Annotated in this window: 24 protein-coding genes and 1 pseudogene; 10 read left to right on the forward strand and 15 right to left on the reverse strand. The window is 49.9% G+C overall.

Annotated features, from left to right (window positions below; genetic code table 11):
* Window positions 1–181: 181 nt before the first annotated feature.
* The gene (locus tag AC0VZ8_RS26575) at window positions 182–1,210 is read left to right on the forward strand and encodes a LacI family DNA-binding transcriptional regulator (RefSeq protein ID WP_475484977.1); all 1,029 of its coding nucleotides are present in this window, start codon (window positions 182–184) and stop codon (window positions 1,208–1,210) included.
* A gap of 83 nt (window positions 1,211–1,293) precedes the next feature.
* Here the strand turns inward: AC0VZ8_RS26575 and AC0VZ8_RS26580 are convergent, their stop codons facing one another.
* The 10 genes and pseudogenes from AC0VZ8_RS26580 to AC0VZ8_RS26625 form a co-directional block, all read right to left on the reverse strand.
* On the reverse strand, window positions 1,294–1,812 hold the full coding sequence (locus AC0VZ8_RS26580) for a DinB family protein (protein WP_475484978.1): 519 nt from the start codon (window positions 1,810–1,812) through the stop codon (window positions 1,294–1,296).
* Between the two features lie 254 nt (window positions 1,813–2,066).
* Entirely contained in the window at window positions 2,067–2,915 is an 849-nt protein-coding gene (locus AC0VZ8_RS26585) for an AraC family transcriptional regulator (protein ID WP_475487768.1), read from the reverse strand.
* A gap of 200 nt (window positions 2,916–3,115) precedes the next feature.
* On the reverse strand, window positions 3,116–3,985 hold the full coding sequence (locus AC0VZ8_RS26590) for a phytanoyl-CoA dioxygenase family protein (protein ID WP_475484979.1): 870 nt from the start codon (window positions 3,983–3,985) through the stop codon (window positions 3,116–3,118).
* A 191-nt stretch (window positions 3,986–4,176) separates the two neighbouring features.
* On the reverse strand, window positions 4,177–4,956 hold the full coding sequence (locus AC0VZ8_RS26595; RefSeq protein ID WP_475487769.1) for a helix-turn-helix transcriptional regulator: 780 nt from the start codon (window positions 4,954–4,956) through the stop codon (window positions 4,177–4,179).
* Window positions 4,957–5,089: 133 nt separating this feature from the next.
* Window positions 5,090–5,344, reverse strand: a pseudogene (locus tag AC0VZ8_RS26600) (sulfurtransferase); the annotation flags it as partial.
* 65 nt (window positions 5,345–5,409) lie between these two features.
* On the reverse strand, window positions 5,410–6,390 hold the full coding sequence (locus AC0VZ8_RS26605; protein ID WP_475484980.1) for an aldo/keto reductase: 981 nt from the start codon (window positions 6,388–6,390) through the stop codon (window positions 5,410–5,412).
* 166 nt (window positions 6,391–6,556) lie between these two features.
* Window positions 6,557–7,879 carry an LLM class flavin-dependent oxidoreductase gene (locus AC0VZ8_RS26610; RefSeq protein WP_475484981.1) on the reverse strand — a complete coding sequence of 441 codons (1,323 nt, stop codon included), beginning with the start codon at window positions 7,877–7,879 and terminating at the stop codon, window positions 6,557–6,559.
* A 42-nt stretch (window positions 7,880–7,921) separates the two neighbouring features.
* The gene (locus tag AC0VZ8_RS26615; protein ID WP_475484982.1) at window positions 7,922–8,494 is read right to left on the reverse strand and encodes a DUF4825 domain-containing protein; all 573 of its coding nucleotides are present in this window, start codon (window positions 8,492–8,494) and stop codon (window positions 7,922–7,924) included.
* Window positions 8,491–9,171, reverse strand: a complete 681-nt coding sequence (locus tag AC0VZ8_RS26620) for a permease prefix domain 1-containing protein (protein ID WP_071217902.1) — start codon at window positions 9,169–9,171, stop codon at window positions 8,491–8,493. The genes AC0VZ8_RS26615 and AC0VZ8_RS26620 overlap by 4 nt, the downstream gene beginning before the upstream one ends.
* Window positions 9,155–9,523, reverse strand: coding sequence for a PadR family transcriptional regulator (locus AC0VZ8_RS26625; RefSeq protein ID WP_071217901.1), 369 nt, complete (start codon window positions 9,521–9,523; stop codon window positions 9,155–9,157). The genes AC0VZ8_RS26620 and AC0VZ8_RS26625 overlap by 17 nt, the downstream gene beginning before the upstream one ends.
* A gap of 231 nt (window positions 9,524–9,754) precedes the next feature.
* Here AC0VZ8_RS26625 and AC0VZ8_RS26630 point away from each other — a divergent pair, with 231 nt between their 5' ends.
* A complete protein-coding gene (locus tag AC0VZ8_RS26630; protein ID WP_216530561.1) occupies window positions 9,755–10,282 on the forward strand; it encodes a DUF2062 domain-containing protein in 528 nt (175 codons plus the stop codon).
* A 78-nt stretch (window positions 10,283–10,360) separates the two neighbouring features.
* Here AC0VZ8_RS26630 and AC0VZ8_RS26635 read toward each other — a convergent pair.
* A protein-coding gene (locus tag AC0VZ8_RS26635; RefSeq protein ID WP_475484437.1) for an IS3 family transposase occupies window positions 10,361–11,511 on the reverse strand; the annotation gives its coding sequence in 2 pieces (ribosomal slippage) (window positions 10,361–11,250 and window positions 11,250–11,511; 1,152 coding nt in all).
* Window positions 11,512–11,778: 267 nt separating this feature from the next.
* On the opposite strand from AC0VZ8_RS26635, the gene AC0VZ8_RS26640 reads away from it, so the two are divergent.
* The 5 genes from AC0VZ8_RS26640 (at window position 11,779) to AC0VZ8_RS26660 (ending at window position 16,126) form a co-directional block, all read left to right on the forward strand.
* Window positions 11,779–13,239, forward strand: a complete 1,461-nt coding sequence (locus AC0VZ8_RS26640; RefSeq protein WP_260068118.1) for a spore germination protein — start codon at window positions 11,779–11,781, stop codon at window positions 13,237–13,239.
* Window positions 13,239–14,414, forward strand: a complete 1,176-nt coding sequence (locus AC0VZ8_RS26645; protein WP_475484983.1) for a Ger(x)C family spore germination protein — start codon at window positions 13,239–13,241, stop codon at window positions 14,412–14,414. Before AC0VZ8_RS26640 ends, AC0VZ8_RS26645 begins: the two co-directional genes overlap by 1 nt.
* Before the next feature lie 12 nt (window positions 14,415–14,426).
* Complete coding sequence (locus tag AC0VZ8_RS26650; RefSeq protein ID WP_071217897.1) at window positions 14,427–14,630, forward strand: hypothetical protein; 204 nt, start codon at window positions 14,427–14,429, stop codon at window positions 14,628–14,630.
* Window positions 14,631–14,699: 69 nt separating this feature from the next.
* Window positions 14,700–15,815, forward strand: a complete 1,116-nt coding sequence (locus AC0VZ8_RS26655) for a GerAB/ArcD/ProY family transporter (protein ID WP_475484984.1) — start codon at window positions 14,700–14,702, stop codon at window positions 15,813–15,815.
* Between the two features lie 254 nt (window positions 15,816–16,069).
* Window positions 16,070–16,126 carry a hypothetical protein gene (locus AC0VZ8_RS26660; protein WP_411553898.1) on the forward strand — a complete coding sequence of 19 codons (57 nt, stop codon included), beginning with the start codon at window positions 16,070–16,072 and terminating at the stop codon, window positions 16,124–16,126.
* Window positions 16,127–16,296: 170 nt separating this feature from the next.
* On the opposite strand, the gene AC0VZ8_RS26665 is transcribed toward AC0VZ8_RS26660, so the two are convergent.
* Window positions 16,297–17,157, reverse strand: coding sequence for a DUF421 domain-containing protein (locus AC0VZ8_RS26665; protein ID WP_475484985.1), 861 nt, complete (start codon window positions 17,155–17,157; stop codon window positions 16,297–16,299).
* A 161-nt stretch (window positions 17,158–17,318) separates the two neighbouring features.
* On the opposite strand from AC0VZ8_RS26665, the gene AC0VZ8_RS26670 reads away from it, so the two are divergent.
* The 3 genes from AC0VZ8_RS26670 (at window position 17,319) to AC0VZ8_RS26680 (ending at window position 19,377) form a co-directional block, all read left to right on the forward strand.
* The gene (locus AC0VZ8_RS26670; RefSeq protein WP_053491912.1) at window positions 17,319–17,525 is read left to right on the forward strand and encodes a DUF1657 domain-containing protein; all 207 of its coding nucleotides are present in this window, start codon (window positions 17,319–17,321) and stop codon (window positions 17,523–17,525) included.
* 159 nt (window positions 17,526–17,684) lie between these two features.
* Window positions 17,685–18,647, forward strand: a complete 963-nt coding sequence (locus AC0VZ8_RS26675; RefSeq protein ID WP_475484986.1) for a sugar kinase — start codon at window positions 17,685–17,687, stop codon at window positions 18,645–18,647.
* Between the two features lie 61 nt (window positions 18,648–18,708).
* A complete protein-coding gene (locus AC0VZ8_RS26680) occupies window positions 18,709–19,377 on the forward strand; it encodes a bifunctional 2-keto-4-hydroxyglutarate aldolase/2-keto-3-deoxy-6-phosphogluconate aldolase (protein ID WP_475484987.1) in 669 nt (222 codons plus the stop codon).
* Between the two features lie 57 nt (window positions 19,378–19,434).
* Here AC0VZ8_RS26680 and AC0VZ8_RS26685 read toward each other — a convergent pair whose 3' ends face one another.
* From AC0VZ8_RS26685 to AC0VZ8_RS26695, 3 genes are all read right to left on the reverse strand, one after another.
* Window positions 19,435–20,040, reverse strand: a complete 606-nt coding sequence (locus AC0VZ8_RS26685; RefSeq protein ID WP_475484988.1) for a YitT family protein — start codon at window positions 20,038–20,040, stop codon at window positions 19,435–19,437.
* Window positions 20,041–20,162: 122 nt separating this feature from the next.
* Window positions 20,163–21,014: an MBL fold metallo-hydrolase gene (locus AC0VZ8_RS26690; RefSeq protein WP_475484989.1), complete on the reverse strand. Its 852-nt coding sequence runs from the start codon at window positions 21,012–21,014 to the stop codon at window positions 20,163–20,165.
* A 148-nt stretch (window positions 21,015–21,162) separates the two neighbouring features.
* Window positions 21,163–23,130 (reverse strand): PTS fructose transporter subunit IIABC, encoded by a 1,968-nt coding sequence (locus AC0VZ8_RS26695; RefSeq protein WP_475484990.1) that lies wholly within the window; start codon window positions 23,128–23,130, stop codon window positions 21,163–21,165.
* Between the last annotated feature and the right edge of the window lie 19 nt (window positions 23,131–23,149).

The raw sequence follows: 23,149 nt of genomic DNA on the forward strand, positions 1-23,149 counted from the left end.
ATCGACTTTTTTAAGGAGTTGCAGCTATTTATGCGTCCTCTTCCGCCGCACCTCTTTTCTTAGCGAGGTGTTCCATGAATTGAAGGTATTCTTAATGTTATAATATAGATATTACTCCATCAGGATTTAGAATCAGATTAATAACAGGAAACGTTTCCGATATAGAGAGGACTTTTTGAATATGGTGAATCCCAAAAAAGTGACGATTGAAGATGTCGCCAAACAAGCGGGCGTTGGCATTGCAACCGTGTCCCGAGCCATCAACGACAGCAAGGGGATCAGTCCGAAAACGAAAGCACGGATCATGCAGGTGATCGAAGAAATCGGATTTAGTCCGGATACATCGGCTCAAAGCCTGAAGGTTCGGCAGACGAATCAAATCGCCTTGGCCGTGCCTGACATCCGAAATGCGATCATCCCGGAAATCGCCTGGTCGGTGGAACAGACCGCCAAGCAGCACGGGTATCGGGTCGTTCAGATCAATACGGCCGGGAATGCCCGAAACGAGCTTGAAATCGTGAGAGATATCAAGAAGCTGCACGTAGACGGCTTGATTATCATGCCGCTGGCTTATCCGAAAACGCTGGGCGACCTGATCAACAAATCCAGCCTCCCCGTCTCAATCATTAATTACGGGAAACAGCTGGGAGATGAGTATAAAGCTGATATCGTCGGCCTGGCACGCCAGGAGGGCAGGCTTGTCATGGAACATCTGCTGAAAATCGGTCGGACCCGCATTGCCTACGCGGGTGCGCCCAAAGATAAAATCGAAGAGCGGTATTGGGCATATGAGCAGTCGCTAACGCAAGTCGATCCGTCTCTTGTCTATTTCGGGGAGGATTTCTCGTTTGAAACGGGGGTTCGTGCGGCGGACTATTTTTATGGCCTGAAGCATATGCCTGACGCCATCTATGCTGTAAACGATATGGTTGCCATCGGCATCGTCAACCGTTTTAAAGAGCTGAAGGTCCGGGTCCCCTCTGACGTGGCCGTCGTCGGCATCGATAACAATGTATGGACCACCGTCACGACGCCTCAGATCAGTTCGGTGTCTATCATGGGCGATGAAGTAGCCCGGCTGGCTACGGAATTGCTGCTCAAGCGGCTTCGCGAGCAAAAGTCCGGCCAATACGAACGCGTCCAATTCGAACCGAGGCTCATCGTCAGGGAATCCAGCGTGTCCGTTATACGAAACGCAACAACCGACTAGGAGCAGCAACCGAGACCATAAAGAAAGCCTGGAACGCGAAGTTCCAGGCTCTTTTTGCAGCTCTTAATAGGAATATTAGACGCTTAGTGACTTAAGGTATACAAGTAATAGCCGTAGTCGGTGGGCGTTCCCGGATGGCCGATTTGCCGGAGCATCGCGGTCACGTTCCCCCGGTGATATGTCCCGTGGTTGATCATATGCTGAATATAATTCAGGCAGCTGGCTTTGAAGTCGCCGGACGGATAGACGGTTTCCAGATTCTCATGCAGCTCGATGAACTGCCGGAATCGCGCCGCCAGATCGTCCATTAGCTGTCCTAATTCTTCGATTCGCTTACCTTCCGTTTCCGCAACCAGCCGATCGATCGAATCCTTCAGATTCTCCAAGTACGCAGGCGACATCTCCGTAACTCCGCCCGCGTTAAAGAACGACAGCCAGCCGGAATCAATGACATAGATGTGCACCATCGTGTCATAAATGGATGGAAAGACGCTGACAATCTCCTTGCGGTATACGTCTTCCGAAAGTCCCTGCAAATATTCGCAAACCTTGCGATTTGCCCATACGTGGTAATCATACTGCTGCAATATCCATGTTTTCAAATCGTTGTTCCCCTTTTCATAGGCGGGGAAGCACGCAGTTTAAGGGCAATTATGCGCTAATCCCCATATAAGTTTGCCCGTGAACGATAGTTGTTTTCATCTCGAACGCCTCCTGAATTTAACCTGATCCCATTCTAGCATAAATGCAGCCAAATAAGCTGGAATCATCATATGGTTCTAACAAAAAAAGGCCTCAGCAGGTTCCTTGCTACACCCTGTCACAGCCTTGATCGGCATGCCTTTTTTGCGTTCACCTAAGTCGGAACTGGCACATGCTGCAGCCGATACGAGGTAGGCGACGTGCGGTGATATTTAGCGAATGCTCTCGAGAACGTGTGGAGGTTGGAGTATCCCAGCGAAAAAGCCGCCTCCGTGACGGATACATCGGTGTCGGTCAGCAGCACCGCAGCCCGCTCCATCCGCAGCTTCATGAGATAATGGCTTGGACTGATGCCGTACACTCGAATGAATTCACAGTACAGATGCGTCCGGTGTACGCCGGCATGCTCGACCACATCCGTAACGGTGATCCCCTCCATGTAATGGGAATCCATATAATAGACGCTTTGCTCAAGCCAGTTCGATTTACTCCCTTTTTGGACCGCGGCACCCGCCAGCAGCTCAAACAGACGGTATAACCATTTCTGTCGTGCAAACTCGTTTCCGACGGTTTCGTTGTCAACGCACCTGTTCATTTGATCCAGCACCGCCTGCAGCTCACCCTTCATCGCGTTACGCACATATGGCTTGCACGCATGCAGCCCGATCCGGCTCAAAGCCATGTCGGTCAATCCTCCATCCAAAACGACCCACTGCATGCGCAGCGCCGGTTCGAGATGGCCGTTCGGCTCCCAGTAGCTGTACCTCGTATGAGGAAACAGGCAAAAGACATCCCCTGCCGACAGCGTAACCTCCTCGTCCCCGTAAGCCAGTGAAACCATTCCGTTCAGAACAAAATGCAGCGCATAATTTTCGGATACTTTAGGGCCTACGAGATAGTGGGGTTTGACCCGGTTCCGGCCTGTACGCAGAATCCTGATTCCACCCCCTTTTTCCATATCCGAAGGTATGGAGTACTTCATATCGGCATATTCGAAGACCATTTCCTTCACACGATATCCCTCCCTCACAAAAAATGTTTCCTGCTACCTTGGAACCCTGGCATGATACGCCTGCCTTCACCGCATAAAAACAACAAAGAGGCACGGCTTCATGGCCATGCCTCCAGTGATCTGGTCGACGAGCTTTGCGTTCTTTTTGCGTTGTACTCCACTCGCAATCCGAGTTTAAGCCATTCGATCGCTTATACTCCCCATTCCTTGCGCGCTTCAGCAACTGACTTCTGGGGTGTGCGTCCCCAAGCATAATGCCCTTTGGGTTTGCGGCCGATCCATCGCTCATCCACCGGTTCGGATGCAAGCTGATAGCGGGTATCCGCGCTGATACGGTAACGGTTGGTGCTGTTATTCAGCGAAGTGTGCATCATATACATTCCGAATATAATGGCGTCGCCGGCTTCAAAAGCGGTCGTCGCCCATTGCCCGCCGTAACGGTCCACAATCTCGACGGGATCCTCGGAGAACCAGCCCGTAGCGATATTGTCGCGATCAACGTCCATTTCCCCGTAGGTCTGCTTGATTTTCGTAAAATGCTGGGAGCCTAGGCACATCGCCAACGTTCCCATCTCAAGAGGGATGTCCCCAAAGGGCGTCCACATGGTGTACAGATCTTTCGTGCCTCTGCCCATATACACAACATCGTAATGAGCGCCGGTATTTCCTCCGTGGGCGACGGCGCGCGGCCACTTGTAGTCGTATGTCATCGCGGGTCCGCCCAGCAATCGTCCAAAAAAGTCCAGCACCGCCGGCGAATTGACAACGTCCAAAAACTGGGGGAAATCCGGCTGCAATTGCTCGGTGCCGCCGCCCCACATCCCCCCCTTATTCTCCGATCCGATGACGCCGTCTTCGACAAAGGCATGGGGATCAAGCCTGCCCATAGCCTCCAGCTTGCGCAAAAACTCCATTCTTGCGTTCAAGACCTGTTCCCGCTTATGGAATCCGCGAATCAGGAGATATCCATCCTCCTGCAGCCGGTTTCGCAGTGCTTCTGTATCCTCCAAAATGTCATTGCAGTCACTTAATTCCGTGAGGTATTTACCTTCCCACTCCAATTCCCTTTGTTCCGATGGTTACCTTCATAGCGAACCTCCCCTTTCTAATCCGTCAGGATCAACCTGAAACGAAAACATCCACGCTTCTAGTCTCCTTATCCTAGAGGATTCGGAAGAGGAAGTCGTTACCGAAAACCGAACTAAATTTACGCAAAACCCGTCTGCATCCGCGGTGGCCTATCGTAAGCACGTTAGTGATGATATAGGCGCTGCCGGTTTCTCCACTCCGATGGGGGGCAGCCCTCCATTTTTTTGAACCAGAGCGAGAACGAGTGAAGCTGGGAGAAGCCGACCGATTCAGCAAGCGTCTGGAGGTCTTTATCGGAGGAGCTTAGGAGCCACTTCGCTTCCGCAAGCCGGCATTGCTGCTGGTACTGCTTCGGGGTCATGCCGTATATTTTGGCAAACTGTTTGCGAAACCCGTCCTCGGACAGTCCCGCCATTTCTGCCAGGGTAGAGACATGCACAGGATCCCGGATATGCTGACGGATGTAGTCGCCGATAAACGAGATGGACAACGCTTGATGATCCGAATGGGAGTGTTCGCTCAGAAATAATAGCAGCAGCTCCACCCAAACCAGATAATTCCGAAGCGGGTCTTTCAACGGGGACGAATGGATCCTCAGCCATTCGCGAAACAACCGTTCATAACGGTCCCGATCCAGATGGGATAAGGCAATAATACGAGTGCGGTCATCCTGAATGAGCCTGTCGAACAGCTCTCTCACCTCGGGCGTAATGCCGTCGACCAAAAGCACGCCGAAGCGTATGGGGGACAAAGCGTGGAACGAATGGGGCACTTCGGACGGTATGAGAACCACGTTCCCGGGCTCTACTCTCGCTTCCCTGCCGTGCGCGCAAAAGCGGCCGCTTCCTTCCATGATCAGCGTGATCTCCAGTTCCTGATGGCTCCTCAGGCCGTCGTCTTCCCAATGTTCATCATGCGCGCCAATAAAACTTTTACATTCCATCAAGGTCGGTGTTTCCCCCTTGCCGCATGTTGATTTACGAACGATTATGATTTCAACTATACCGTCGATAAACCTTACGTCAAGTCGAGGGAGATCTGCGAGATGCACCTTTAATCAGGTAAACTCAGCATGATCAAGCTTCACCTGCGGCAATCTCATGATCCTTATAGCTGATCCAGTCGCTCCAGCTGCCTGCATACAGCTTCACATTGCGGTATCCCGCTTCTCGCAAAGCCAGCACGTTCGGGCATGCGGACAGCCCGGAGCCGCAATACACAATCACTTCATGATCTGGATCTATTCCCGCAAAACGCTCACGCTGCCGCTCAGCTCCCTTCAGCGTCCCGTCTTCATCAACCCCATCCTTCCAATAGGCGTGCACCGCCCCCCAATGCTTCTCCTTGGTTACGATTGATCATTATCGTGCCGTATAGGTATTTCGCTATATCTGCTTTATCCACGGATTTCAGCCGATAAACGATCAATTTCCTGCAGTTCTTCCTCTGTCAGCCGCTCATCCGAATGCTTCAATGTATCCGCGATATGCTCCGGCCTGGATGCTCCGACAATGGCTGACGTGATGCCCGGGCGACTAAGCACCCAGTTCAGGGCGAACTGCGGAAGCGTCCATCCCCGGTGCTCAGCCAGCGGCCGGATCGCTTCTACAATAGAGAGCGCATGCCTCTGGTTCAGCAGCAATTGCAGTCTCTGTTCGCCTGCAGCCAGGCGCGAGTCCGATGGGGGAGCTTCCCCCGCCCGGTACTTCCCGGACAATATACCCCGGCCCAGAGGGCTGTACACGATAACCCCAACGCGCTCGGACTGGGCAAAGGGAATTAATTCACGTTCGATATCTCTTGTAATGAGACTGTATTCCGGCTGTACGCTTTCGAACCTGCGAAGACCATGGAGCGCACTGATGCCATGAGCTTTGGCCAGCTGCCAGGCCGCGTAGTTCGAGCAGCCGATATAGCGGACTTTGCCTTGTCGCACAAGATCCGTGAGCGCCTCCAGCGTCTCTTCCAGCGGGGTAAACTCATCAAACCGGTGCACTTGATAAAGATCGATATAATCCGTTTGGAGCCGGACAAGGCTGTTCTCCAGCGCGCGATAAATATGATAGCGGCTTTGGCCTTGGTCATTGATGCCGGGTCCGATCCGGTTATGCAGCTTCGTAGCCAGGAGAATGTCCTGTCTTCGCTCCTTCAGCAGCCTGCCCAAAATTTCTTCCGACTCCCCAAGCTGATTTACGTTCCCGTTATCCATACCCGTGCCGTATACGTCAGCCGTGTCGATCAGATTGATTCCAGAAGCAAGCGCCACATCCAATACGGCGGCCGAAGCCCTCTCATCGATCCAACGCCCGAAAGCCATGGTCCCGAGACTCACCTCCGACACTTGAACTCCCGCTCTGCCCAGTGGTCTATACTTCATACATTGCAGCCTCCTCATAAGATTCATAAAAAAGACAGCCGAAGACACACCTCGGATCACTAGTTGATCCAAGGATGCATCTCCGGCTGTCCGGTAGAATATGCATAAATCCTATTTTTTCCGATATGTTAAGTAGGATTATTGCACCGTCTAATTTTGTCGTCAATTATTTTTCATGTTGGGTTTCCGGCCGGTTGAGACCAAGGTGGTCCCGTAACGTTCTGCCTGTATAGTCCTCGCGAAACAGTCCGCGCTGCTGGAGCAGCGGCACTACGCTATCCACAAACTGTTCGAGACCACTCGGAAGCAATGGGGCCATAATGTTGAATCCGTCGCAAGCCCCGCTTCGAAACCAATCCTCGATCCGATCGGCAATCTGCTGCGGGGTTCCGATCATCGTCATATGACCTCTGGCGACCGCGTAATGCCTGCCAAGCTCCAGAATGCTCATGCCTGATTTCGCGGCCATATCCATAATCATAATCGCCCGGCTGCTGTTCCCTTCCCTCGGCAGATCAGGTAGCGGACCGTCTACCGGATATTCAGTCAAATCCGCATTCAGCAATTGAGATAGATATTTTACCCCTGCTTCTGGCAAGATCAGCTCGCTGAATGCCCGGTGATACGCCAAAGCCTCGGCTTCGCTCTCTCCGAGGAAGATCAGCAATCCCGGGAGAACCTTCACCTCTCCCCCTTCCCGTCCATACTCCTTAAGCAACTCCTTAAACTCGCGGTAATACCTTATCGCATCTTCTTTACTCTCACAGGCCGTGAACACAACATCGGCTGTTTGAGCGGCCAGCCTCCTTCCCGCTGCCGAGGTTCCAGCTTCAATGATAACGGGCCTGCCTTGCGGAGATCTGGGCATGTTCAATGGGCCTTCCACCCTGAAAAATGCTCCTTCATGATGAACCCGATGAATCCGGGTGGTATCCGCAAAAACAGCTCTCTGCCGATCCAACACAAGGGCATCATCCTCCCAGCTGTCCCAACATGCCATCACAGCCCGCAGAAACTCCTCCGCCCGTTCATACCGCTTTCCGTGCTCCATTAATTCCACCGAGCCGAAATTGCGCGCCTCGGCATCCTTCGTAGAGGTCACCACATTCCACGCGGCTCTGCCGCCACTGATATGATCCAGCGTGGACAGGCGCCTTGCCAATGCGTAGGGCTCGTTGAATGTGGTAGATGCCGTGCCAGCTAATCCAACATACGCCGTGACGCCGGCCAGACTGCTGAGCATGGTCAGCGCTTCAGGCTGAAGAAAGCTGACATTCGTCCGCAAATCCTCGATCAACGGAATCGAGTTGTTGTCCGCAAGGAATACCATATCGAATTTCCCGCGTTCGGCTGCTTGAGCGCAGCGCCTATAGAAATCGTAATCCACGGCTCCGATCCCCGCCGAACCAGGATGCCGCCAAGCGGCAATATGATGGCCGTAATTCATTAGAAAAGCACCCAGACTTAATTGGCGTCGCTCCGCACCCATCTCTATACTCCCCTTCGCTTTATCTCTTCTAAAGCTTCACCTCTACAGAAACTTACGCTCAACCAGGTTCTCTACGTAATCACCGACAAACTTCATATCATCAAGACGGGATTGAACCTCCTTCTCCCATGTCCCGGCATCCCGAAGTGAAGCAAGTGTGACCTGATTGCCAAACCACGACTCCACCTCATCCCGCCGGATGGTGAAGGTTTGGTCTTCAAAGGCGAATATCAGTTTCTCCAAATTATCAATCATGGCAAAATTAGCAGTGGAATTATAGACCAGCAGCTGCTTCAGCTTTTCCTCTTGCAGATCGCCGGCCCTGGCCTGGAATCGGATCTCGGCCGTCAATTCCTCCGGGTACAGCTGAAATGTACGTTCGATGTCACGCATGGGAAGCGATGCATTCAAATTGATCAGGTTCCCGGCATTCCCCATATACGGGCTCGCAAAGCTTAACGAATTCCGGATATCATGCGTCAACGGATCATTCTGCTCCGCTTCATATTGAACGGCCTGTTCGTCTGCCTTGGGCTTGATGAAACCCTCCAGTGCAGCCATACCCACTACGCCGATAAGCAGCAGTATAACGATCAGCCCATTTTTTTTGCTCATGGTTCATTCACCTCAAGTTGAAGAGTTAATTTACAAGCTTTTTGGACAAGCAGCGGAATGATGACCGACGTCATCGGGATGGCATATCGCATGACGGTCACGTAGAACGAATAGGGCCCATCGATCCGCAATTCTCGCCCAAACCATAGATCGCTGCCATATTGAATCAGGAAAGAGTACATCGATACAACTACGATAAATATCGACCACAGCCACCATGCCCCTTTGCTCCATTTGGCCAATTTGCCTGCGTTGATCACAGCTGTCTGCTTCTCATACCGTTTCAGATGCCGTGACATGGAAAGATACACCGCACCGGATAAGACAACGAGACATAGCAGAAGGGTGTTCACCCCTATACCGCTTGGCAAAAATCGGGCCGGGATCGTGACGATCCACGCCAGCAAGGAATAAATAAGCGCGCTCTGAACCAGTTCATAGCGGAAACGGTAGCTGTAAACTTTTTGATTATCATCAATGAGGGCTTCAATATCTTCGATGTTATCGATGGCCAGACTGATGGCCGATTGATATTCCATCCCATTCTCCATATAATCCGTAACCCGAGCCTCCAAATTACTGAGAACCTCATTCTTCAGCTCTACCACTTCCTTGGTTTTGCGTTGATTCGCAAATAGACGGTCCACAAAGATCTCTAAGTCATGCCTGTTGGTCATTGTCTGTCAGCTCCTTTCCGTTTCCGATCAGAACATCAATAATCTCGCGCGCAGCCTTCCACTCCTCCTGATTGTGCCGCAAGCGCCCCTGTCCCTCCTGGCTGAGGGTGTAATATTTGCGCCTTCCGCCCTGGGTTTCTTCGCCCCAATAGGATAGGATCAGTCCCTGTTTCTCTAACCTTCTCAGACTGGAATACAATGTAGGCTCCTTCAGCTCAAATCGATTCCCGCTTCGCAGCGAGATTTCTTTAATGATCTGATAACCGTAATTATCTCCGTCCGATAACACACGCAAAATAAAGGTATCAATATTTCCACGTATCAAATCGCTGTTATGTAAGGATTCAATCAAATCCCCGGACCTCCTTAACAGAATAGGAATGGGAATAATATAACGCATATTACTATGCATGTCAAAGTAATACTTCACGCACATCATTTTCTTCTTTCATCGATTGACGCTTTACAAGCACTGCTATATAATTCTTGAAAGTTCTTACTACTATAAATAGAATCCCTACGATTCGATATGGGGTTCCAATCGCTTCATTATTGTTTTTAGTACGTGCAGGAGGAGACGGTTTTGCTTCATAAATACATTCGACGACTGAAATACTATATTCTCCGGACTCTCCGCATGCAAAATAGCGATCATCGAATTGCGCTCGGTTTTGCCGTTGGCTTCTTCCCTTGCTGGTATCCAACCTTCGGCATTGATCTGCTGCTGGCTCCGCTGCTCGCTCGCATGGTTCGGGCTAACATCCCTTCCGCCTTCCTTGCAGCTTCGGCAGGCTCCGTCTTGTGGCCGATCCTGTTCTATTTAAACTATAGAATCGGAGTATTTGTGCATCTGTTCACCACATTTCCCAAAACCTTTGAAATCGAAGATGCTCTCTCGGTACCTGTCCCTGAGACGGATTATAGGATTGAGACGAACCATTTTGGCAGATTAGGCGATATGGGCGTCAACTTTCTTGTCGGTGCCCTCATCAATAGCATCCTCTCTACATTGATCCTCTATATTTTACTGCGCATCTTGCTCTCCTTTTACCGCAGACCCTTGCTTCACAAAATCAAAGAATCCGTTCGAAGAGGTAAATCGAAGTCTTAATTAAAAAACTCACATTGAAAAGCGCCTGGAACCTGGTCATAGCCCCGTCAAGTAGACAATAAAAAAAGAGAAATTTTATTAAGCGGCGACTTTCTCCCGAAACTCAATCGGGGAGAGGTCGCCCAGTTTGTTTTGGAAACGTTCCTTGTTGTAAAACAAAATGTACTCCGTGATTTGGCTCCTGGCTTGCTCCAGATTCTGAGGCTTCTCCAAATACAACTTCTCCGTCTTTAAGTGGGAGAAGAACGACTCAATACAAGCATTGTCATAGCAGTTCCCACGCCTGGAATGGCTTCCTGTTAGCTTCTTCTCTTCAAGCAACTTGGCATAGCTTTGTGTTGTATATTGAAACCCTTGGTCCGAATGGAGCAAGGTAGGTCCACATTTCAGTTTCTTCACCGTGTCTGTAACGAGTTTTAAGTCATTTCGTTCGGAGAGTTCCCAGGCCACAATCTCGTTGTTATACAGATCCATCACCACCGAGAGATAAGCAAACTCATGTCCAATCCGGACATACGTAATATCCGTCACCAGCTTCTGCTCAGGAGCCGTAGCCCTAAATTCTCGATTCAAGACATTACGAAACAGGACTGACGGTTTCCGGCCAGCAAAGGGACGCTTCTTGCGAATCACGGAGCGAATATGAAGTTCTCTCATCAAGCGACGCACCTTTTTGTGATTCACCACCAAGCCTTCTTTTCCTAAAGCAGTTCGCATACGTTTGTAACCGAAATAAGGACGAAGCCGATGAATGCCCAATATGTGTGCTTTCAGATCCGCATCCCGGTCTGCTCGTTTCTCTCTAAGGATAGCGTTCTTTTTCCATTTGTAGTAACCTGCACGTGAAATTTCAGCGATCCTACACAGCCAAACCACGGGAGCCCATTTGCTTATTTCTTGAATGGACTGGCACCGGGCTTCGAAATCCAGCTTCCCTCCCCGTGTAAGTTCGGATTGAGCTTTTTTAGATATTCTACCTGCGCTTTCAGATAAGCATTTTCTTCTTCTGCACTGCTAAAATGCTTCTTCGTCCAGCGTCCCCGGTAATCCTCAAAACTCTCTCCGTTCTGGCTTTTACGTACCCATGTGATAATCTGGCTCTCACTTTTAATTCCAAACTTCTCCATAATCCGGCTGTACGCCCAACCTTCTTCCACTCGCAAACGAACGGCCTCTTTCTTCGTTTCTTCACTATATCGATTAAAAGTTTGACCTTTCTTCGCTGGCATAACAAAAATCCCCTCCGGTATCCAGTGTTTGAGTTCATTGTAACATGTCCTCTTTTTTCACTGTCTACCATCAGGGGATAATACCAACCCTCATCCCAGGCGCTTTTTTATTTTTCAGAATTAAGTTGTTCTGTCCCTGCCGGATCTCAACTCTTCTTCAGTCCCTGACCGGTTTCTCTGGAAAATCCGGTATAAGTTGCTAAAATTACGGCATTCTAAAAAGGATGAGCCTTTACTACGTACCGGCAAAGGAGGGAGAGAACGAAAATGAAACCGAAGGCGCAGCACATACTGCTTGACCCTGTTAAAGAACGGCTGGCGAATTGCGAGGACGTCATCTATCAATCCTTACGTATTCATGGATCTACCTGCAGCGTTATCTACATTGAATCCATCGTAGATATCAGCACCCTGCACGAACATATCGTTAAACCGCTGATTAAGGAAGCCGCGTTGATTCAGCATAATTTTAACGACTTCATTGACCGTATGGATCGCGGTGATATACTGTCGGTTCCATTTCAGCGCTCTTCCTCGGCGGATTATATCGCTAATATGATTGTCGAAGGCACAGCCGTAGTGGTTGTGGAGCAGTTGGCAGAGGCTTATCTATTCGACATCGCATTGTATCAGAAACGGGCGGTATCGGAATCCCAGAACGAGCTGGTGGTGAACGGGCCGCAGGAAGCCTTTATCGAAGACATTGGCACGAATTTATCGCTGCTCCGGCACAAAATCAAGCATACGGATCTCAAAACTGTGCGTTATCAGATTGGTGACTATTCCAAGACCGCCGTATATATGGTGTATATCGACGGCTTATGCAAACCCGAAGTTGTCGCTCAAGTGGACAGTCGGCTGAATAGCATATCCATCGATGGCACCTTCGGGATCAGCACCTTGTCCGAACAAATGAAGGAGGGCGTGAAATCCCCTTTTCCACAGTTCCAATACACGGAGCGACCGGATTCCGTAGCCGCTTCTTTGCTTGAAGGCAGGGTCGGCATCATGCAGGATGGAACGCCGTCGGCACTTATCGTGCCCGTCACTTTATTTTCCCTGCTGCAATCGTCCGAGGATTATTATCACAGCTTCTTCTCCTCCAGCTGGATTCGGATCGTCCGGTTCGTGTTCGCGGTTATTTCATTACTAATGCCTTCGTTATATGTGGCGATCACCACGTTTCAACCATCCATTATACCAACCGATCTGCTGATCACCCTTGCGGCATCGCGAGAAAATATTCCGTTCTCCGCTTTAATGGAGGCGCTGATCATGGAGCTGACCTTCGAAGCGTTGCGGGAAGCCGGCACCCGGATCCCGAAGCCCGTCGGGCAGACCATATCCATTATCGGCGCCATCGTCATTGGTCAGGCAGCAGTAGAAGCCGGTGTGGTGTCCAACCCGATGGTCATCGTGGTGTCCATAACCGGTATCGCTTCTTACATCATTCCGCACTTCGAGCTCGGGCTTGCGTTCCGCCTGCTGCGATTCCCCATTCTCATTCTCGGGGGGACACTCGGTCTCATTGGCGTATTTGCGGCTGCCTTCCTTGTGTATGGCCATTTGGCTTCCCTAAAGTCGTTTAATACGCCATATTTACAGCCCATTGCACCGCTTGTGTTATCGGAATGGAAGGATACCTTCTTGCGAGCGCCATCCATGCTGATGAAGAAACGGCCTAAGACCTATGCGTCATCCAACAATTTAAGGAGAAGAAAGCCATAATGCCTCTACTCAAATTGTTTAACGTATTCAAATTAGTGCTTCCCCTGACTCTGTTGACAGGTTGCGGTTTCACGATGACCAAGGTTGAAATCAATGAATCAACCTTTGTATTTGCCATGTATGTGAATAAAGGTCAGCAAGAAGACACCGTAGAAGTTACGATCAGTGCTCCCCTGCCAAATCGGCTCACGTCTGGAAGCCAAGCAGGCGGCAAAGGCGGTGGCGACCCTTATGCGATGGTAACCAAGTCATCCGGTACCGTGCAGGATGCCCTGCACCTGATTCAACGGGATCTTTCCAGACGTTTTGACTTCAGTCACACCAAGGTCGTTGTCGTCGGTAAAAGCTACGCTGAGGCGGGATTAGAGGAGCTTACGGACTGGCTGCAGCGAGAGCCGACAACCAACCTGAGTACTTATTTAATGGTCGCGCCCGGAGACGCCAAAAAAGTGGCGGAGCTGACGCCAATCTTTGAGCAGATGCCCTCGGAGGTACTCATCCGTTTTGCGGACCAACACAACATGATCACAACAAACTTAAAGGACTGCCTCTACGCCGAATCGGGCAATCAGGGTTATGCTTTGAACTATTTGTCAGCAGGCTTGAAGCCTATGGTGGCCGAACAAGAGAAACTGAAACCCTGGGCAGGCATTCAGGGCACGGCGCTTTTCCTTCATCATAAACTCGTGGCCACACTCCCGATGAAGGAGTCGCTTGCTGTCAGTTGGGCAGTAAACGAAGTAAAGGGTCCTCTGTATACCGTTTCATGGAAAGAAGGAGAGAAGGCAAGCGTGTTTATCATCACATCAAGCTCCAAGAAGTCCGTTCGCATGGTTTCGGGCCATCCGGTATTTACGGTAAAACTATACGGAACGGGTGATGTCATATATAAACAAAAGCAGAAGCAGCTTGATACCCTTCAGGTGAAAGAGCTCATCGAGCGTGAGCTCAATGATCAAATCGCCGGACATTTAAGGAAGGCTCTTCGTACATCGCAACAAACAGGAGCAGACATCCTGCAGCTTGGCATGCTGGTCGATTGGAACTATCCGGATCATTGGCACGAGGTTAGTGCCAACTGGCCCGATTATTACAAAAACGAAGTTGAGATTCAGGTGGTTACCGACATCAAAGTTCGAAACTTCGGGTCAGTGCTTAAAATGAATCCCAAATAAGGAGGCATGCCCATGCTCGCTCTTCTGTTCCTCGTATACTCCTTGGTGGAATGGTATTTCGCGAAGAAAAAGGCAAAAGCACCTCGTGAAAAATGGACGGTTCTCCTTCTAATTCTTGCGTTTACCGTCTGGAATTTATTCGCCTTGTATTCTTACGAGCGGCTGACCCCCAACCATCTGATTATGCTGCTGTTCGGTTGGCTTGAAAACATATAATGTAAACACCTATCGGCGTACTTTTACAGAGGGCTAAAATCAATAACGGAAAGGATGTACGAACCCAACATGCGCAATACTCCCTGGCAGCTGTTCCGTTTCGGATTTGTCTACCTTAACGCCATACCTACCGGATTTCTGATCAGTCCCTTATTGTGGAACTCTGCTTATTTAGGATGGGCTGCGATTCTCGGAGGCTATGCGATAAGTTTGATCTTCCTGTGGTTTACGGTAAAACTCGCCCTGTGGGATACTCAGAAACCCTGGATCGACTTCGGCAGTAAACTTGTCAGCAAATGGATTCATATCCCAGTCGTCGCTTTGGTTTTCTTCTGGTCGATCAATTACATAGGAATGGATATCGAAAGCTTCACCTTATTCTTCGACACCAATTACATGCGGGAGTCTCCTCAATGGTTCGTGCTCCTGATCGTGGGTCTGGTTGTTATGATCACCGCCAGATGGGGCATGGAGACGATGATTTATATTTCGGACGGGCTGTTTCTCGTCATTGTCCTTGCGATCGTGTCCATGAACATGTTTTTCTTCAAGGAAGCCCATTTTGATATGATGATTGCGTTGGTCAGGCATCACAATTATGAGTCGGCAGTTAAGGATGCCCTGTTCTGTTTTTCATTCTTCGCGGAATGGATCGTCTTTCTCTTTCTCGCTCCCTATATCCAATTCAATCGGAAATCGTTTCGAAACCTCGCCACAGCAGGGATATTGGTGACTATAGGCATATTGCTTCAATGGGCTTCGGCTTTACTGAATTTCGGTCCTTATTTAGGGCGGGAGATGCAATATCCGCTTGTTGAATTAATGCGTGCAGCCAGTGGGTTCCTCGGCAATTCTGATCCGCTTATCATTGGATTATGGAGCAGTTCGATGTTTTTCCACAGCGCCTTTCTCATCCATGTAAGTGTAAGATGTCTTGCCAAATTGCTTCACCTGAAGCAAATGGATGGGCCGCTGATCGCCATCATTGGGGGAACGGCTATCGTGATTGCATATCAGTATTCGCAAAATCCGATCCTCTTTCTCCAGGACTTCAATTCCTTCGGGATGGCGATGTTCTTTATTCTTATGGAGTTCATCCCTTTCTTCTATTGGATTGCCTCCCTGTTCCGCAAACGCAAACCCAAGCGTAAACAAAAACCTAAAGCCAATCATAAACCCGCTTGAATCTTGAAACTGTATCGATATCCTAATGAAAACAAAATAAGAGAGCTGCATTTGCCGCTCTCTTAGCCTCTCGATCAACCTATTTGAAGTTATACTTATTAATCTCGTCAAAAAATCAACATTTTATGAAAGCGCTTCCTACAAAAAGGTTCTTTTATTGTAAGCAATTGGCATATTATATAGTACAGTAGACCAGCTGGCAAGGGTGGCAGCAGGAGGTGATAGGCATGGGCGTGAATGAAGCTTTGGCTTTAATGATATCGTTCGCCACTCTGGTCGTCTCGATCCTTGCCTTCCATAATAAGAAATAGACCCGTCCCTTGTACAGATGAATCTATTTCTTACGTCTGGTTGCAAGCAAATATCCACCTTGCAGGTGATGATCTGCTGTGCGGGGAGTCGGCGGCAACCGGCTCCTTTTGTAATACACAAAAATATCCTATTCCGATTTTTACGGAATTATGACTCGGTGGCTCCCGAATTAAGTATTTAGGATTGGCTTTACCTCGTCTATAATCTTCTCGATTTGTTTGGAGCTTTCTTCATACATTTTTTTTGCCTTCTTACTCTTTGTACTGAGGCTGAATAACTCCAAATCCGCCTGACACTTTTTCAAATTCGCATAGAGCAGTTTCCGCTCCTCATTTTGGGGAACCTGAATCTGATCATCATACAAATCGACGGTTAATTGTCCATAAGTGTCTACCTGGGCAAGAAATACATCCTTGATCTTAGCACCCTGCTTGTCTAGTTCTTCCACCAACCACCCATGATTGAAGCCTGCGACGCGCAGCGGTTCATCCATGACTTCACCATCCATGATGACAACCTGTCCGGGCTTTTCCGGCGCTACCTGGACACCAAGATCTTTAGGAGTTAGAGGCAGATTCTCACGCGTCAGCAGAACATTAATTTCCCCGCTAGACTCCATAATGGCAAATTCGACGTCAGCGACCTGAAACACGTCTCTTTTCCGCAGCTGCTGCATTAACTCATCGGCAGACAGTTTTTCTTTCTTTAAATTATCTTCTAATATCTTGCCGTCTTTAATGAGCACGGTCGACTTAAAATCGATAAAGTCCCTTGCCTTCTTGCTCTTGATTGTCAGGAATTCAATAAGTAATGAACAGGCTACCCATACGCCCAGCGCTACTAATCCCAAATACCAGTTCGCATCAAGATCCAAGGAGATGTAGGCGGCCAAGCTGCCGATCGTAATCCCCGTTAAATATTCAAAAAAAGATAGCTGCGTAACCTGCCGCTTACCCAGCAGTTTCGTCATCAGAAACAACACAACCACAGCACATAAGGTTCTAAGTACAATTTCCAACCACTCGGCCACAATAAAGCCTCCTCATTTAATGTCTTGACTAGATAATCACACTTTAGATTATTGTCAAATATCCCTTTAGAAATCACACCATTATTTCCCAAAGCATGCTCCATGCATGTTCTTCTGCAAAATGCGTACATTATTACGCATGAAAGGAGTGATAAAAACCAATGACCGTAGCTTCCGATGTTAAAACATGTCTCTCATCCTTAAAAAGCGCTCAGGCCAGCCTTGAGCAATTTGCACTGTCCACGCAAGATCAAAATGCCAAGGATTTGTTTACGGCTGCAGCTCAACAAACACAGCAAGTCGTGGACCAAGTGGCCCAGCGGGTTCAGCAGCTTGAACAGGAAGAGCCTCAGTATAAAGGTTTCTAAACATTTGTTTTTAGTTTGCTCCATCATATGTAAGCCCATGCCTACCTCCTATCTTCCCTTGATAGGAGGTACTTTATATTGTGTTATTTATTATTGAGTTATCCTCCCCATCAGGGTAAAGTGGTAATAATGGCGACTGAATTCAAGGGGGTAGATTCGATGAAGAATGAAACGCGTCCTATCGATGTCATCACGTTCGGTGAATCGATGGGATTATTATATCCGGAAGGCACACGGGGCATAGGACAAGGAGGAAGCATGGCACAATCCTTCGGCGGTGCCGAAAGCAATCTCGCCATCGGACTTTCCAGGCTTGGCTGCAGCAGCGGATGGTTCGGTCAACTCGGCAACGATCCGATTGGAACCGGTATTTTGAAAACGCTTCGAGGAGAAGGCGTCGACATTTCCGCCGCCAGACAAACGGATGTTGCACCGACCGGTCTTATGCTGCGACAAAACGTTCGCGGTCAATCCTCCGTCTATTACTACCGCAAAGGCTCCGCCGCCAGTCAAATGACGCCGGACCATGTAGACTCCGAATACATAGCCAATGCCCGCATCCTTCATTTTACAGGCATCACCGCAGCTCTAAGCAGCAGCTGCCTGGAGACGATACGGCATGTCATTTCCGTATGCAAAGCGCATGGCGTCCTGATCAGCTTTGACCCTAACCTGAGGCTAAAGCTATGGAATATCGAGGAAGCTCGCCCTGTATTGCTGGAGCTTGCGGAAGCCTGTGATTATTTTCTTCCGGGTTATGATGAATGCAAGCTGCTGTTCGAAACAGAGGACGAGCAGGCGATCCTGGATCGTCTGCGACAGCTTCCCGGAATGTCCGTTATCAAAAGTTTCAATGGGAGCAATGTCATTGTCCACAAGAGCCACACCTATTCCCTTCCCTTTGAACAGGTGGATCAAGTGGTGGACACCGTGGGAGCAGGCGACGGCTTCTGTGCTGGTTTCCTTGCCGGTATCGCCAAGGGCTGGACACCCGAAGAGGCTCTCTCGCTGGGCGGCTTAACCGGTTCGCTGGTGATCCAAGCGCCCGGTGATTGGGAAGCACTTCCGACCTGGGAAGAGGTACAACAGCGGCGCGGAAATGCTGCTCATATCGAGCGTTAATCCCTGTTCTTTGAACGAGCCGTCTTTCTAATCCATTCATAGACGAGAAGGAGTGTGTAACATGAAAAAGCTAAGACTAATCGAACAAATTCATCATGCGGGAGTCGTTGCTGTCCTTCGCGGAGATTCCCCCGAAGAGGTTGTGGAGATTGCCAAACGTGCGATTGAAGGCGGTATCAAGGTTATCGAAGTAACCATGACCGTACCGTTCGCTACCGAAGCCATTACGACGCTGGCCAAAATGTACTCCTCTAAAGATCCGCAAGCGGATAACTATGCCATCATTGGCGCTGGCACGGTTCTCGATGCTGAAACAGCTCGAATCACCATTCTTGCCGGTGCCGAGTTTGTAGTCTCGCCGGGCTTCGACCGCGATACCATTATGCTCAGCAATCGTTACCGTATCCCGGTTATGCCGGGCGCCGTAACCGTTCATGATATCGTTGCCGCTCTTGAGCTTGGCGTCGATGTCATTAAGCTCTTCCCGGGGAATCTGTACTCTCCATCCGTCATTCCATCTCTGAAGGGTCCGCTCCCGCAGGCCAACATCATGCCAACCGGCGGCGTAAATCTGGACAATCTGCATGAATGGATCCAGGCCGGCGCATTTGCGGTCGGAATCGGATCGGATCTGACCAAGGACGCATTGAAGAGCGGTGACTTCAATCTGATTACAGAAAAGGCACGCGCTTATATCAACGCCTTTAAGGAAGCTCAATCGCAAAGATAAAAAATGCTGTACGGAACAGACAAGCCTATCAAGATTCGACTTGATAGGCTTGTCTGTTTATTTAATCCGTCTCTTTTTGAACCAACGCTTCTGAGTGAACATTCCTGTCGTAAAGCCGCCCGCTACGATCGTCAGAACAGAATACATGAAGGTGCTTCCCGACAGCAGGATACCTCCGAAACCAATGATCACGGCATCCATCAGCAAAATAATGACGCCTACATTTAGCGGCAAATATTTAGCCAGGAAATGCGCCAGCAGATCCGTTCCGCCCGTGCTTGCATTGTGTCTTAGCATAAATCCAAGTCCGGCTCCGATCAAAGCCCCGCCCAGGGGCGCGCTCAGGATGACATTTGGGGCAAAAAACCGCAAAAAACCCGGTTGCAGAGGTGAAAGCAAATCGATGATAAATGAAGATATCAGCATGCCTGACAGACTATTGTAAAAAATTTCGCGATTTAATATCCAGGCTGCGATAAACATGGGAATGCTGCACAAAATGATGACGAATCCGATATGTAGATCAAACACATAGTTAGCTATCAGAGCGATGCCGATAACTCCACCATCCAAAACTTTATGCGGGACAAGAAAAAAATTGGTCCCCATCGCGATCAGAAAACTGCCGATCACGATAATGACATGTTTTCGAAATGACACCATTTCCCCATCTCCATTTATAAGGGCATGTCTCATTTATATGCTTGCCATTTCGAAAAATTGCGGACTTGCTGTCCCGCATTTGAAAAAAATTCCACCGGGCTCGATTCGGATGCCTTTCGCTATTAATCTTTTACATAAATCAAACGCTCGGTCCGTGCCATCACCTTAGTCTTCATATAGGGATAGTTCTCATAACAATAATCCACAAAATACCCCGGCTTCTCTCCATTCCAAGGGAAAATATCATAGTGCATGGGAATGGTCAGATCGAATCCCGATGCTGCGGCAAGCTCCGCTGCCTCCCGGAAGCCCATATTTCCAACGATTCCGTCTTTCCGGCGGAAGGCATCTCCCCCGTTGATCGGCACCATCCCGATATCAATCGCATGCGCTTGTAACCTTTCAACCAAACCTGGATAAACGACAGTATCTCCCGCATGGTAGATCAACACACCCTGGATATCCACCAAATATCCAACATATCGGTGCCCAAACTGTTCATGCTCATCCAAAGTTTCATGGGCAGCCGGAATCGCCATCAATCGGAAGCCCTCAAACTGCTGCCATTCATCGCACATCGCCGCGTACAAACGCTCCGGCTCGACTCCAGCCTCTCTCATCACTTCATGACAGCAAGCCGGTGCGACAAAAACTGTCTCCGGATTCTGTTTGGCTATGACCGCAATCGTTCCCAGATCCATATGATCGTCATGCTCATGAGTAATCAGCACCATGTTTGCATTCGTGATATGCTCCGGTTTGAGCGGTGCAGGAAATGCGCGCTTGAATCCCGCTTTGCGTTCCAGATCATCGGACATATAAGGATCGATATAGATGACAACCTCCCCGCCTTTAAGGACAACGCTCTCCTGCCCCAGAAACCATATCGCCGCCATCCCTTCGGCTGTAGATGTCCGGTTGATTTCTTCGATAAGCTCCTCGGGACCTCGACCCTTGCTGTTCTGTTCCATCATCTCTATTCTCTCTCCTTCCATTTTCGATCATGACTAGATTATAACATGCGTTCATCTGCAGAAAATGATCCAACCGACTATGAAAAAAACGAGTCCGAAGTAAGCAGAAACGCCCACCCCAAACTCGTATTGTCTCATCTGTATGAATCTATTTACGCTCAAGCGGCTTCTTCCACAGACCAAGCAGCAGGCCTGATATCACCGCGCCAATCAGAACGGCCAGCAAGAACAGAAGCGCATGGTTGGCCAGAGCGGCAACAAAAATCCCCCCGTGAGGAGCAGGGACGTTGATGCTCCACAGCTGCGTCAACCCGCCGGCAACCGCCGAGCCGAGGATACAAGATGTCAGCACGCGCAGCGGATCCGCAGCGGCGAACGGGATCGCCCCCTCCGTTATGAAGGAAAGACCCATCACGTAGTTGGTTACGCCGGACTTTCGTTCCTGTTCCGTAAACTTATGCTTGAAAAATGTCGTCGCCAGCGCAATGGCAAGCGGAGGAACCATACCGCCGGCCATAACCGCGGCCATCATGGCTCCGTTCGTATTGCCGCTGGATGTAAAGACGCCGATCGCAAATGCATAAGCCGCTTTATTGAAGGGTCCGCCCATGTCGATCGACATCATCCCGCCCAGAATAAGACCGAGAATCACCGCGTTTCCAGTACCCAGATTGTTCAGAATATCAATCAGGCCGAGATTGATCCAGCTGAAGAACGGATCAAACAGGTAGAACATGATCGTTCCGGTGACAAGGAGGCCGACAACCGGGTACAGCAGAATCGGCTTTAACCCATCAAGCGCTTTGGGCAGACCGGCAAAGACTTTGCGCAGCAGGATCACCACATAACCCGCCAAGAAACCTGCCGCTAGCCCGCCAAGAAACCCCGAATTAGAATTCAGGGCCATTAACCCTCCGACCATACCGGGCATCAATGCCGGACGATCACCTATGCTCAGCGCAATGAATCCCGCCAGAACCGGAATGAGGAAGTGGAAGGCGCCGTCTCCCCCGCCAATCGTCTGCAGCAGCTGGAAGAGGGGATGATTGTCACCAGCAAGCTGCTCGATCAGGAAGGAGATGGCCAGAAGAATACCGCCTCCCACGACGAATGGCAGCATATGCGAAATACCATTCATCAGGTCCTTATACACTTTCGTGCCTATGCTGCCCTTCTCCGCGTCCTTCGCCTGCGACTCACCGCCGCCTTCGCTCCGGTAGATAGGGGCATCACCGTTCACCGCTTTGCGAATCAGCTCCTCCGATTTGCGGATACCGTCGCTGACCGGACGCTGGAGCACGGGCTTTCCGTTAAAGCGGGCCATTTCCACGTTTTTGTCGGCGGCAATGATGACGCCTGCCGCCCTGCGGATTTCCTCTTCCGTCAACACGTTCTGCGCACCCTCCGAGCCATTGGTCTCCACCCGGATCTCGACGCCCATTTCCTGGGCTTTCTTCTTCAAGGCATCTTCAGCCATAAACGTATGGGCAATACCGGTTGGACACGCCGTTACGGCAACAACAAAAGCATCCGAGGTTCCGTCAGGAACCTTCATGGGGTCAGATTCGGAAGTGACATCGGATTCCGGCGCCTTCTGCGATTCCTTTTTTGCCGCTTCCCTTCTCTTGGCCGCTTCCTTCTCCGCCTTGGCAGCTTCTTCTACTGCCTGTTTCGAATCAAATAACGCCGTTACTTCCCCGGGCGTCTTCGTATTCATCAATTGTGCGATAAATTCGGTATCGATCAGCAGCCGCGATAGCGCGGCAAGCGTGCGGAGATGGGTATTTCCGGCTCCTTCCGGAGCTGCGATCATAAAAAACACATACGCCGCCTCTCCGTCCAGCGCTTCGAAATCCACGCCCTGACTGCTCTTGGCAAACACGACGGTCGGTTCATTAACCGCTTTCGTCTTCGCGTGCGGCATCGCGATGCCGCCCCCGATCCCCGTACTGGATTCGGCTTCACGCTTCAGAATCATCTCTTTGAACAATACCGGATCGTTGATCCGCCTGCTTGCAGTCAGGCTTGCGATCAGTTCATCAATGGCTGCTTCCTTCGTGACCGCCTTCAGGTCCATGATCATCGTTTCTTGTATCATTAAATCCGTAATTTTCATGCTGGTTCACACTCCCTTG

The organism is Paenibacillus sp. QJM3NY_38 (genome assembly GCF_056173265.1).